This window comes from Cryobacterium sandaracinum (assembly GCF_004403415.1).
GTDB classification, from domain to species: Bacteria; Actinomycetota; Actinomycetes; order Actinomycetales; family Microbacteriaceae; genus Cryobacterium; species Cryobacterium sandaracinum.
In genome coordinates, this window is the sequence record NZ_SOGO01000035.1 from 58371 (window position 1) to 70505 (window position 12135).

Genomic DNA, 12135 nt, shown 5'->3' on the forward strand with positions numbered 1-12135 from the left:
ACATACCTTTACGTGCCCGATTCCTGAGTCGAGCGGAACAAAAATTGGCCGTCACACAACGCTCGATCTGTGGTCTAATGGTCGAATGTTCACCCTTTGACCGGCTCGATGAGGAGAAGTTGATGACACCCCGCTCCGGAAATCTCTCGATTGAGGACCTCACCTCCCTGGTTCGCGGCGGCGACATCGACACCGTCGTCGTCGCATTCACCGATATGCAGGGGCGGCTGGTGGGCAAGCGGGTTTCCGCGCGGCTCTTCCTGGAAGACGTGGCCGGTCACGGCGCGGAGTGCTGCAACTATCTGCTGGCCGTCGACGTGGAGATGAACACGGTGGACGGCTATGAGATGTCGAGCTGGCGACGCGGCTACGGCGACATGGCCATGATCCCCGACCTTGCCACACTGCGACGCGCGCCCTGGCTGCCCGGGGCCGCCCTCGTCACCGCGGACCTGCGGTGGCTCGACGAGTCACCCGTTGTGGCGTCACCCCGCCAGATCCTGAAAACCCAGCTGGCCCGGCTGGCCGACCGCGGGCTGGTGCCCTATGTCGGCACCGAGCTGGAGTTCATCGTCTTCGACGACGGCTACCGGGAGGCGTGGAAGAAGGGCTACCGCGACCTGACCCCCGCCAGCGATTACAACATCGACTATGCGCTGCTCGCATCCACCCGGATGGAACCGTTACTGCGGGACATCCGTAACGCCATGGACGGCGCCGGCATGTACTGCGAGGGCGTCAAGGGTGAGTGCAACCTGGGCCAGCAGGAGATCGCGTTCCGCTACACCGACGCCCTGGCCACCTGCGACAACCACTCCATCTACAAGAACGGCGCCAAGGAGATCGCGGATGCCCACGGCAAGAGCCTGACCTTCATGGCCAAGTTCAACGAGCGGGAGGGCAACAGCTGCCACATCCACATCAGCCTGCGCGGCACCGACGGATCCGCGGTCTTCGCCGACAAGGATGCCGATCATGGCATGTCGACGCTGTTCCGTCACTTTCTCGCCGGCCAGCTCGCGGTGATGCGCGAGCTGACCCTGTTCTCGGCGCCGAACATCAACTCCTACAAGCGCTATGTCAGCGGCAGCTTCGCGCCGACAGCGATCGCCTGGGGGCTCGATAACCGCACGTGCGCCCTGCGCGTGGTGGGGGCCGGCCTCGGCCTGCGGGTGGAGAACCGAGTGCCCGGCGGCGACGTGAACCAGTACCTGGCCGTGGCCGCGCTGATCGCGGCCGGCCTCTACGGCATCGAGAACGAACTCGAACTCGACGATGCCTTCGTCGGCAACGCCTACGAGAGCGGCGCCGAGCGAGTGCCGGCCTCGCTGCGGGAGGCCACCGCGCTGTTCGCGACATCCACGGTCGCCCGGGAGGCATTCGGCGACGAGGTCGTCAATCACTACCTCAACAACGCGCGGATCGAGCTGGAAGCCTATGACGCGGCGGTGACCGACTGGGAGCGGGTGCGCGGCTTTGAGCGCCTCTGACCCCGGCACCGCACCGCGCCCCGGTGCCGACCCGCGCCCCGTGATCGGCCTGACCACCTATCTCGAGCAGTCCCAGACCGGTGTCTGGGACGTGCCGGCCGCCTTCCTGCCCCAGGCCTATTTCGACTCGGTCATCCGCGCGGGCGGCATCGCCGTGCTGCTGCCGCCGCAGCCCGTGGACGCGGCCATTGCCGACCGGGTGCTCGACGGCCTCGACGGCCTGGTCATCACCGGCGGCAAGGACGTCGATCCGGCGCGTTACGGTCAGGCCGCCCACACAAAAACCGACGAGCCGCGGCGGGACCGTGACGCCTGGGAGCATGAGCTGATCCACCGGGCCATCGACCGGGAGCTGCCGCTGCTCGGCATCTGCCGCGGCGCCCAGATGCTCAACATCGCACAGGGCGGCACCCTGCACCAGCACCTGCCCGACGTCGTGGGCCACGGCGGCTACCAGGCCGGCGGCGGCGTCTTCAACATCGTGGACGTGCACGTGGAACCCGAGTCGCGGCTGCACGGGCTGCTCGACGCCCTGGACGTGCCGCTTCCCGTTCCCGTCTACCACCACCAGTCCATCGACCGGATCGGCGCCGGCCTCACCGTGTCCGCACGCACTCACGACGGGGTCGTGCAGGCCGTGGAACTCACCGACGTCCCGTTCGGGCTGGCCGTGCAGTGGCATCCGGAACAGCACGATGACCTACGTCTCTTCGCGGGCCTCGTCGACGCGGCCGCCCGCTACCGAGCGGCCCGTGACCACGAGAACGACCACAACCACAACCACGACCACGATCAGGAAAGGGACACCCTGTGAGCAGCTACACCGTGATCAACCCGGCCGACGAGACCACAGTCACCGTGGTCGAACACCTCGACACGGATGCGACCGATGAGGCCGTCTCCCGGGCGGTGGCCGCGCAGGGGCTCTGGTCCCGGGTGGCGCCGGCCGACAAGGCTGCCGTTCTGCGCCGCTTCGCGGAGGCCGTGGACGGGGACCGGGAGAACCTGGCCCGCATCGAGATGGCCAACTCGGGGCATCCGATCATGCAGGCGCGCTGGGAGGCCGGCCATGTGCGCGACGTGCTGACTTACTACTCGGCCGCCCCCGAGCGACTCTTCGGGCGGCAGATCCCGGTGTCCGGCGGTCTCGACATGACCTTCCAGGAACCGCTGGGTGTGGTCGGCATCATCACCCCGTGGAACTTCCCGATGACGATCGCGGCCTGGGGTTTCGCTCCCGCCCTCGCGGCTGGCAACGCGGTGTTGCTGAAGCCGGCGGAGTGGACGCCGCTCTCCAGCATCCATCTGGGCGTACTCGCCCGGGAGGCCGGCCTGCCCGAGGGGCTGTTCCAGGTGCTGCCGGGCCGCGGATCGGTGGTCGGCGAACGGTTCGTGACGCACCCCCAAGTGCGGAAGGTCGTCTTCACCGGGTCGACGGATGTCGGCAAGCGGATCATGGCCGGCTGCGCCGCCCAGGTCAAACGGGTCACCCTGGAACTCGGCGGCAAGAGCGCCAACATCGTGTTCGCCGACTCCAACCTGGAGAAGGCCGCCGCCACCGCACCCTCCGGGGTGTTCGAGAACGCCGGCCAGGACTGCTGCGCCCGTAGCCGCATCCTGGTGGAGCGGAGCGTCTACGACCGATTTCTCGAGCTGCTCGAGCCGGCCGTCGCCGGTGTGCGGGTGGGTGATCCCGCCGACGAGAGCACCGAGATGGGCCCGCTCGTCTCGGCCGCGCACCACGCCGCGGTCTCGGCCTATGTGCCGGAGGGCTCCCCCGTGGCCTTCCGGGGCAGCGCCCCGACCGGACCGGGTTTCTGGTTCCCGCCGACCGTGCTCACCCCGGACTCCCGCACGGACCGTTGCGTCACCGACGAGATCTTCGGACCCGTCGTCACCGTGCTGCCGTTCGACGGTGAGGACGACGCCGTGAACCTCGCCAATGACACCGACTACGGCCTCTCGGGATCGATCTGGACCCGCGACGTGGGCCGGGCGATCCGAGTGTCGCGGGCCGTGGAATCCGGAAATCTGTCCGTCAACTCGCACTCCTCCGTGCGCTACTCGACTCCATTCGGCGGCTTCAAGCAGTCGGGCCTCGGCCGGGAACTGGGCCCGGACGCCCCGTTGTCGTTCACCGAGACCAAGAACGTCTTCATCGCCGTCGACTAGACGCCACACCCTCAGACGAACCCCAAGGAGCCAGCATGAGCACCCTCACCCCCATCGACCTCACCCAGCGGCTCGCGGGCCGGGTCGCCGTGATCACAGGCGGCGCCAGCGGCATCGGCCTGGCCACGGCGAAACGGTTCGCCGCGGAAGGAGCAATGGTCGTGATCGGCGACCTCGACGAGGCGGCGGGGCTCGCGGCGGCCGACCAGCTCGACTGCCTCTTCGTCAAGGTGGATGTCACCGACGAGGACGAGGTCAACAACCTCTTCGACACCGCCTATCTCACCTACGGCTCCGTCGACATCGCGTTCAACAATGCCGGGATCTCCCCGCCCGACGACGACTCGATCGAGACGACCGAGCTGCCGGCCTGGCAACGGGTGCAGGACGTCAACCTGAAGTCGGTGTACCTGTGCTGCCGGTCCGCCCTGCGCTACATGGTGAAGCAGGGCCGCGGGTCGATCATCAACACGGCCTCGTTCGTGGCCGTGCTCGGCTCCGCGACCAGTCAGATCTCCTACACCGCCTCGAAGGGCGGCGTGCTCGCGCTCAGCCGCGAGCTGGGCGTGCAGTTCGCGCGCCAGGGCATCCGGGTCAACGCCCTTTGCCCCGGCCCGGTGAACACCCCGCTACTTCAAGAGCTATTCGCGAAGGACCCGGAGCGCGCGGCCCGGCGGCTGGTGCACATCCCAGTCGGCCGGTTCGCGGAACCCGAGGAGCTCGCGGCCGCGGTCGCGTTCCTGGCCAGCGATGACTCCTCGTTCATCACGGGCTCCACGTTCCTGGTCGACGGCGGCATCAGCTCGGCCTACGTGACGCCGATGTAGCGGTGCGGGAGGGTGCGGAAACCGTGATGGACTGGAAGTTCGACCAGGAGCCAGGACCAGAACAGTGATCGACGACGAACAGCCCGGGCTCGACAGTGGCCTGCTGCTGCGTCCCGTGCACAGTGGCAACGCCTTCGAGGAGACCGTGCAGCGGCTGCTGCAGACCGTGCGGCTGGGACTCGTCGCGCCCGGCGAACGACTGCCGGCCGAACGCGAACTCTCCGCCATGCTCGCCGTGAGTCGGGACACGCTGCGGGATGCGATCGCATCCCTGGCCGAGGCCGGCTATCTGGTCTCCCGACGCGGCCGCTACGGCGGCACCTTCGTCAACGATTCGTTGCCCCAGCAGACGCCCGGCCGAGGCCACGAGCGTGGATTGCCGGCGCGCCGGGACATCTCCGTGGCCGAGATCGAGGACGCGCTCGCGCTCCGGGAAATCTTGGAGGAGGGCGCCGCCCGGCATGCCGCCGCGCGCACCCTGTCGCCCGGCGAACGGGAAGTGCTGTGGAACAGCCTGGCCGACTCGATCGGCGCCACCGGCGAGGACTACCGCCGACTGGACTCCAGGCTGCACCTCACCATCGGCGAGCTGGCCGGCTCACCGTCGCTCGTGCCGCTGCTGGCCGAAGTGCGGATGCGGATCAACGAACTGCTCGACAACATCCCGTCACTCGGCCCGAACATCGCACACTCGGACCGGCAGCACGAGCAGATCGTGACCGCGATCCTGACCGGTCGGCCCGACGCCGCCGCGCAGGCGATGGCCGAGCATCTGGCCGGCACCGCCCTGCTCCTGCGCGGCTTCCTGGAGTAGCGCGAGGCCGCGCCGGGCCAGACCGAGGTCAGATCAAGAACGCGAACGGCAGCGCCAGCAGGCCGAGGGCCAGCGCCAGCAGCACGAGCAGCAGCGAGCCGGCCAGCAGCACCGCGTTGAGCACGATGCCCCAGATCGCCAGGGTGCGCGCCTGCGGTTCCCGTCCGAGGGCGAGGATGCCGACGACCAGGCCGGCAATGGGCACGAGGAAGGTCCAGCCGGCGACGATCGACACAAGGCCGAGCACGAGGCTCGACACGGCCAGAGTGCTGCTCCGCGGGGGTACGGGCTCGGCAGTGTAGACCGGGGCCTGGTCGGGAGCGATGGTTGACATGGGCGGTTCTCCGTTTCGATGGGGAGCGACGGATGCCGCTCTCCCAACGACACTACGGAGCATCCGTTCTGGCACCCATGGGGTTAGCCCCCGAATCGGGCCGGGGGCGGCCACGCGGTCACGCGCCGAACAGAACCTCGATCGGGCCGCGCACGAAGAAGACCAGGAAGCCGGCCGCGACCACCCAGAGCAACGGGCTGATCCCGCGCGCCTTCCCCGAGAACGAACGCACCAGCACCCAGGTGATGAAGCCGGCCCCGATTCCGTTGGCGATCGAGTAGGTCAGCGGCATCACGATGATCGTGAGGAATACCGGTAGCACGATGGAGAACTCCGTGAAGTCGATGAACCGGATCTGGGACACCATCATCGCGCCGACGATCACGAGGGCGGCCGCGGCCACCTCGAGCGGCACGATCTGGGTGAGCGGGGTGAAGAACATGGCCGCGAGGAACAGCAGTCCCGTGACGATGTTGGCCAGCCCCGTGCGAGCACCCTCGCCGATGCCGGCACCGGACTCGATGAACACCGTGTTCGACGAGGCAGAGGTGGCGCCGCCGACGACGGCGCCGACGCCCTCGACGATCAGGGCGGATTTCAGGCGCGGGAAGTTGCCCTTCTCGTCGGCCACATCGGCCTCGCTGGCCAGGCCGGTCATGGTGCCCATGGCGTCGAAGAAGTTCGTGAAGACGAGCGTGAAAACGAGCATCGACGCGGCCAGAATGCCGATCCGGTCGAAGGCGCCGAAGCTGACCTGTCCGACGAGGCTCAGGTCGGGCAGCGAGACGATGGAGGTCGGCAGTACCGGCGCGTTCAGGTTCCAACCGTCGGGGTTCTGCCCGAATGACGGCCCGACCTTGAAAATCGCCTCGAGGACCACCGCGATCAGCGTGGTGGCGACGATTCCGATCAGGAGGGCCGCCTTCACCTTGCGGGCGACCAGGATGCCGAGAATGATCAGGCCGAGCACGAACACGGCGGTCGGCAGGCTCACGACGGAGCCGTTGTCGCCGAGCTGCACGGGCGGCGACGCGGCGCCGCTCGCGCGCACGAAGCCGGAGTCGACCAGGCCGATGAAGGCGATGAACAGGCCGATGCCGACCGTGATGGCGATCTTCAGCTGGCGCGGCACGGCGTTGAAAATGAGCTCGCGTAGGCCGGTGGAGGCGAGCAGCACGATGATGAGCCCGTTGATGACCACGAGGCCCATGGCCTCCGGCCAGGTCACCTGGCCGACGACGCTCACGGCCAGGAAGGAGTTGATGCCGAGGCCCGCGGCGAAACCGAAGGGAAGCCGGGCGACGGCGCCGAACAGGATGGTCATGACGCCGGCGGTGAGGGCGGTGACCGCGGCAACCTGGCCGTTGGGCAGCCATCCGCCGGCCACGTCGACCGCGGCCTGGTCGGCGCTGAAGCCGCCGAGGATGAGCGGGTTGAGGATCACGATGTAGGCCATCGTGACGAACGTCACCAGACCGCCGCGGATTTCTCGGCCGTAGGTGGAGCCGCGCCGGGTTATTTCGAAGTACCGATCGATGCGGGCCTTGAGCCCCGGGTTCGTGCCCGCCGGGGCGTCCGGCTTGGGGGCAGGCGTGGATGACGTGTGGGTCTCTGTTTCAGAAATGGGGTGCTCCTGGTGTCCGACTCAGCTGATTCTCAGTTCCTCAGTTTACGGCCCCGGAGCGCGGGCCGATTCCGCGGGGCTGGGCGAGGACGGCCCGCGGAGGCAACCGGTCGGGCTTCCGGGCTGTGGCACGCCGAGCTCAGATGTGCGGCACGAAGGCGTCCCAGGCCCGGCGGCGGTCCCCGCGCGGATCGGACTCGACACGGTCGACGGCGTCGATGACCAGGGTCAGGCGCTCGGCCTCGTCGTAGAGCGGCCAGGCCGTATCCGGCACGCCGGAGGCGGCGAAACTGAGCCACCAACCCTGCATCCGGGCACCGATCCGCTGGAAGTCGCGGCGACCGCCGAGCGCGGTCATGCCGCGGCCGAACCAGCCGTCGAGCCGGTCGAACAGCGGGAACAGCTCGAGGCCGTGCGTGGCGTCGAGCCCCATCAAACGCACCAGACGCGGCGCGGCATCGAAGCGGTAGAAGCGTACCGGGGCATACCGGGAGTGCCGTTCGCCCACGCGCACGCTCGGGTACCAGAAAGAAAAATCACCACCGAAATCGAGGGCGGGCCGCAGCGCGGGTATCCCGGGGTACTGCGCCCGCAGGCGCGTGCGAGCCTTCTTCTTGGTGTTCGCGAACACGGCGCGGATGCGCCCGGGCGTCGTGGCGAGGATGTCGATGCGCCCACTGAACAGCGAACCTTCCCGCGAGTTGGTGCCGATGATCAGCGGAATCCGGTGGGCGCGGCCGTCGCGGAAGGCGTCGAGAGGTCGTTCGGGCAGGAAGTCGCCGTCGATCACGGGCGAGAGCGGGATCGTGCCGGGGTACCGGTCCGGGGCGCGCCGGGTCAGGTCGCTCGTGGCCTCGGCCAGATGTGCCGGGTCGGCCTGCAGAAGCAGGGCAGCGGCATTCGTCACCGTGGTGGGCGAGTTCGTCGGGTCGGCCTGCCCGGTGCGCCGGGCCAGGAGCCGCACAAAGTCCGTGGCCCACTCGGCGGTGACATCGGGGGCATAGACGGCGTTCGGCGGGGCGCTCTGCGCGATCGCGCGCTGGAAGAGTCCGGCGGCGGCCGGGACGGTCATCAGGGTGGTCACGGCGTTGGCTCCGGCCGATTCGCCGAAGAGGGTGACGGCATCCGGGTTGCCGCCGAACGCGCGAATGTTGCGCCGCACCCAGCCGAGCGCAGCCACCTGGTCGCGCAGCCCGAGGTTGCTCTCGAACGCATGCTCCGCGGTCGAGTAACGGCTGAAGTCGATGTAGCCAAGCGCCCCCAACCGGTAGTTGAGGCTGACATAGACGATGCCGCCGCGCCGCACGAGCCCCTCACCCTGCCGGGGCACCTCCCGCGAGGACCCGACGCTGTAGGCGCCGCCGTGGATGAAGACCATGACGGGCCGCAGCATCCGCGGGTCGACCGGTTCATCGGGAGCGATCACGTTGAGGTTGAGGCAGTCCTCGCTTTGCGGGATCGTCGGTTTCGCGCCGATGAACTGGCCGCGGTGGCTCTGCGTGGCGACCGGGCCGAAGGAGCTTGCATCCCGTTCGCCCGGCCAAGGCGCGGCCGGCTGCGGAGCGCGGAATCGGAGCTCGTCCACGGGGGCGGCCGCGTAGGGAATCCCGCGCCACTGGCGCACCCCGCGCACCCGGATTCCGTGCAGCAAGCCGGTTTCAATCCTCACCGAGAGTGGCTCTGCTTGGGCAGGCTGAACGGATGGTCTCACCGTCCGATCTTAATTGTTCACTACCATCGGGATTACGTACGACACGGAAACGAGAAACACATGGCTCTGCCCTGGACCCTGCACGGTGACGGAAAAACGGTCGGAGCCACGGATGTCGTCGGCCCCGGCGAGCGCCTGAACTGGCCGCTGACCATCGGAATCGGCACCCAGCACGTCATCGCCATGTTCGGTGCCACGTTCCTGGTACCGCTGCTCACGGGCTTCCCACCCAGCACGACGCTGCTCTTCTCGGGCATCGGCACCCTGCTTTTCCTGGTCATCACGCGCAACAAGCTGCCCAGCTACCTCGGCTCCTCGTTCGCCTTCATCGCGCCGATCACCGCCGCGACCGCGAGCGCGGGCATGGGCAGCGCCCTGTTCGGCATCATCGTCGTCGGCTTACTCCTGGCCCTGATCGGCGTGATCGTGCAGCTCACCGGCACCGGCTGGATCGACGCATTGATGCCGCCCGTCGTCTCCGGGGCCATCGTCGCCCTGATCGGCCTCAACCTGGCGCCCGTCGCCAAGTCGAACTTCGAGCTGGCCCCGCTCACCGCGCTGATCACCCTGCTCGCCGTGATCCTCTCGACCGTGGTGTTCCGCGGCATCCTGGGCCGGCTGTCCATCTTCATCGGCGTGATCGTGGGCTATGTGGCCGCCGTGGTGGCCGGCGAGGTCGACTTCAGCGGGGTGGGCGAGGCTGCCTGGATCGGCCTGCCCCAGTTCACCGCGGCGATGAACCCGTTCGCGGATCCGTCCGCCGCCCTCGGCGTGCTCCCGGCGTTCCTGCCGGTCGTGCTCGTGCTGGTGGCCGAGAATGTGGGCCACATCAAGGGCGTTGCCCAGATGACGAATGTGACGGTGAACCGCTTCACGGGTCGCGCCCTGATGGCCGACGGCCTGGCCACGATGCTCGCCGGCTTCAGCGGCGGATCGGGCACCACCACCTATGGCGAGAACATCGGCGTCATGGCGGCCACCCGCATCTACTCCACGGCCGCCTACTGGGTCGCGGGCATCACCGCGGTGCTGCTCGGACTCTCCCCCAAGATCGGTGCGGTCATCAACACGATCCCGGCGGGGGTGCTCGGCGGCGTCACCACGGCCCTCTACGGCCTGATCGGCATCATCGGCGTGAAGATCTGGCTCGACAACAAGGTCGACTTCAGCAAGCCGGTCAACCAGTTCACCGCGGCCACCGCGCTGATCATCGGCATCGCCGACTATACCTTCTCGGCCGGCAGCCTCAGCTTCAACGGCATCGCGCTCGGCACGGTCGCCGCCATCGTGATCTACCACCTGATGACGTGGGTGGCCCGGGTGCGCGGCACCGCACGGTAGCATCCGCGGCCCTCCGCAGCGCCGCAGGTAGTGGCTCGCGGCGCATGTCCTGGCTCGCGGCGCACGGTCTACCGTGCACCCAGCTCCACAGGGTGCACCGCCAGCCTGACGGACCAGGTCGCGCAGTCATCCGGCGTTGCGAGCGTGCAGCGCCGTTCCGCACGTGGCGTGCCACCAGCGCAGCGGCGCAGCTACCGCGCGGCAACCGAGAGCGCCCGTTACGGCACGGAACGCTGCGAGGGAAGCGGAACAGGGACGCAGCGGGTCAGCGGTGCAGGGCCGGCACAATCAGGTAGACACCGTAGAGCACGGCCGCGCTACAGAGCACGAAACAGGCGTAGGCGCCCATCAGGGCGACCTGCTTCTGCAGAGGGCTCAGTGGGCCGGCGGCGGCCTTGCGCGCGCGCTTGGCCTCCTTGGCCGCACGCTTGGGGGTGAGCACGGTGATGGCTCCCGTGAATTCGGCCGGTTCGACCACGGGTACACGGCCGGAGGTGGTGAGCAACCGCAGCCCGAGCGAATACAGGCCCACCACGACCGCGGACGAGAGGAGCGAAGCGAGCGCGACGACGAGGAACGCAGACCAATCGATCACAGCGCGACCTTCTTCTGATCCTTGCGAGAGGCCGTGCGGGAGGCCTTGCGGGGGGTCTTCCGGATCTTCACGACCCGCCCGGCGTCGTCGATGTCGTGCAGGTTGTCGTGCGTGACCCGGCTCTGGCGGGACCGGCGAAACAGCACGGCGATGACGAGGGAACCGATCACCAGGTCGAGCACGATGCCCATCGGTCCGATCAGGGCGAGTCCGGCCGCGAAGGCACCCATGATGGCCGCCGCCGGCAGGGTGAGCACCCAGCCGAGCGCGATCTGGCCGGCCATCCCCCAGCGCACGGTCGAGCCGCGGCGGCCCAGGCCCGAGCCGATCACCGACCCGGACGCGACCTGCGTGGTGGAGAGCGCGAAGCCGAGTTGGCTGGACGCGAGGATGGTGGCCGCGGTGCTGGTCTCCGCGGCGAAGCCCTGGGCCGGCTTGATGTCGGTGAGGCCGCGACCCATGGTCCGGATGATTCGCCAGCCGCCGGTGTACGTGCCGATCGCGATCGCGATCGCGCAGGTGGTGATGACCCACAGCTGCGGGCCGGTGCCCACGTCCTGCATCCCGCCGGCGATCAGGGTGAGGGTGATGACGCCCATGGTCTTCTGGGCGTCATTGGTGCCGTGTGCGAGGGCAACGAGCGACGAGGAGATGATCTGCGCGTAGCGGAAGCCGCCCCGGCCATCCGCCTTGCCGGAATCCCGCCGGGTGATGAAGTAGGCGAGCCTGGTGGCGAGGTAGGCGACGATGCCCACCGTGAGCGGGGCGATCAGTGCCGGCAGGATGACCTTGGCCAGCACGACGTCGTAGGCGACCGCCTGCGAGCCGACGCCGATGATCGTCGCGCCGATGAGTCCGCCGAACAGGGCGTGGCTCGAGCTGGACGGCAGGCCACGCAGCCAGGTGATGAGGTTCCAAACGATGGCGCCGATCAGGCCCGCAAAGATGATCTCGGGAGTGATCTGAACTCCGGCGTCATCCTTGTTGATGATGCCGCCGGAAATGGTCCTGGCGACCTCGGTGGAGAGGAAAGCCCCGACCAGGTTCAGAATGGCGGCGAGTCCCACCGCGACCTTCGGGCGCATGGCGCCGGTCGCGATGGGGGTTGCCATCGCGTTCGCGGTGTCGTGGAAGCCGTTGGTGAAGTCGAAAATCAGTGCGAGCGCAATCACAAGCGCAACGATCAGGGTGAAATCCACCGGCGTCTTCCTCTGAGTGTACGACAGC

At 68.4% G+C, this 12135-nt stretch carries 11 protein-coding genes; 6 read left to right on the plus strand and 5 right to left on the minus strand.

Annotation, left to right across the window (positions count from 1 at the left end; all coding sequences use genetic code 11):
• Nucleotides 1–122: 122 nt before the first annotated feature.
• The 5 genes from E3T25_RS12825 to E3T25_RS12845 all read left to right on the plus strand — a co-directional run bounded on the left by E3T25_RS12825 (nt 123) and on the right by E3T25_RS12845 (nt 5303).
• Complete coding sequence (locus E3T25_RS12825; protein WP_134374658.1) at nt 123–1490, plus strand: glutamine synthetase family protein; 1368 nt, start codon at nt 123–125, stop codon at nt 1488–1490.
• Complete coding sequence (locus tag E3T25_RS12830) at nt 1477–2304, plus strand: gamma-glutamyl-gamma-aminobutyrate hydrolase family protein (protein ID WP_198411411.1); 828 nt, start codon at nt 1477–1479, stop codon at nt 2302–2304. Before E3T25_RS12825 ends, E3T25_RS12830 begins: the two co-directional genes overlap by 14 nt.
• Nucleotides 2301–3662 carry an aldehyde dehydrogenase family protein gene (locus E3T25_RS12835; RefSeq protein ID WP_134374660.1) on the plus strand — a complete coding sequence of 454 codons (1362 nt, stop codon included), beginning with the start codon at nt 2301–2303 and terminating at the stop codon, nt 3660–3662. The genes E3T25_RS12830 and E3T25_RS12835 overlap by 4 nt, the downstream gene beginning before the upstream one ends.
• A 35-nt stretch (nt 3663–3697) precedes the next feature.
• The gene (locus tag E3T25_RS12840; RefSeq protein ID WP_166784983.1) at nt 3698–4489 is read left to right on the plus strand and encodes a 3-oxoacyl-ACP reductase; all 792 of its coding nucleotides are present in this window, start codon (nt 3698–3700) and stop codon (nt 4487–4489) included.
• Between the two features lie 67 nt (nt 4490–4556).
• The gene (locus tag E3T25_RS12845; protein WP_104101273.1) at nt 4557–5303 is read left to right on the plus strand and encodes a FadR/GntR family transcriptional regulator; all 747 of its coding nucleotides are present in this window, start codon (nt 4557–4559) and stop codon (nt 5301–5303) included.
• Nucleotides 5304–5331: 28 nt separating this feature from the next.
• Here E3T25_RS12845 and E3T25_RS12850 read toward each other — a convergent pair whose 3' ends face one another.
• The 3 genes from E3T25_RS12850 to E3T25_RS12860 form a co-directional block, all read right to left on the minus strand.
• Nucleotides 5332–5637 (minus strand): hypothetical protein, encoded by a 306-nt coding sequence (locus E3T25_RS12850; RefSeq protein ID WP_233191409.1) that lies wholly within the window; start codon nt 5635–5637, stop codon nt 5332–5334.
• A gap of 118 nt (nt 5638–5755) precedes the next feature.
• Nucleotides 5756–7261: an NCS2 family permease gene (locus tag E3T25_RS12855; RefSeq protein WP_134374662.1), complete on the minus strand. Its 1506-nt coding sequence runs from the start codon at nt 7259–7261 to the stop codon at nt 5756–5758.
• A 139-nt stretch (nt 7262–7400) separates the two neighbouring features.
• Nucleotides 7401–8930: a carboxylesterase/lipase family protein gene (locus tag E3T25_RS12860; RefSeq protein WP_241980865.1), complete on the minus strand. Its 1530-nt coding sequence runs from the start codon at nt 8928–8930 to the stop codon at nt 7401–7403.
• A 102-nt stretch (nt 8931–9032) separates the two neighbouring features.
• On the opposite strand from E3T25_RS12860, the gene E3T25_RS12865 reads away from it, so the two are divergent.
• Complete coding sequence (locus E3T25_RS12865) at nt 9033–10313, plus strand: uracil-xanthine permease family protein (protein ID WP_104101069.1); 1281 nt, start codon at nt 9033–9035, stop codon at nt 10311–10313.
• Nucleotides 10314–10578: 265 nt separating this feature from the next.
• Here E3T25_RS12865 and E3T25_RS12870 read toward each other — a convergent pair whose 3' ends face one another.
• Together E3T25_RS12870 and E3T25_RS12875 are read right to left on the minus strand one after the other, a co-directional pair.
• Complete coding sequence (locus tag E3T25_RS12870) at nt 10579–10908, minus strand: peptidase (RefSeq protein ID WP_134374666.1); 330 nt, start codon at nt 10906–10908, stop codon at nt 10579–10581.
• Nucleotides 10905–12107 (minus strand): inorganic phosphate transporter, encoded by a 1203-nt coding sequence (locus tag E3T25_RS12875; protein WP_134374668.1) that lies wholly within the window; start codon nt 12105–12107, stop codon nt 10905–10907. The genes E3T25_RS12870 and E3T25_RS12875 overlap by 4 nt, the downstream gene beginning before the upstream one ends.
• Nucleotides 12108–12135 lie beyond the last annotated feature (28 nt).

Bases quoted from the DNA above. Each gene is read 5' to 3' on its own strand.
- E3T25_RS12825 (WP_134374658.1), top strand. From the start codon at position 123: ATGACACCCCGCTCCGGAAATCTCTCGATTGAGGACCTCACCTCCCTG.
- E3T25_RS12840 (WP_166784983.1), top strand. From the start codon at position 3,698: ATGAGCACCCTCACCCCCATCGACCTCACCCAGCGGCTCGCGGGCCGG.
- E3T25_RS12865 (WP_104101069.1), top strand. From the start codon at position 9,033: ATGGCTCTGCCCTGGACCCTGCACGGTGACGGAAAAACGGTCGGAGCC.
- E3T25_RS12850 (WP_233191409.1), bottom strand. From the start codon at position 5,637: ATGTCAACCATCGCTCCCGACCAGGCCCCGGTCTACACTGCCGAGCCC.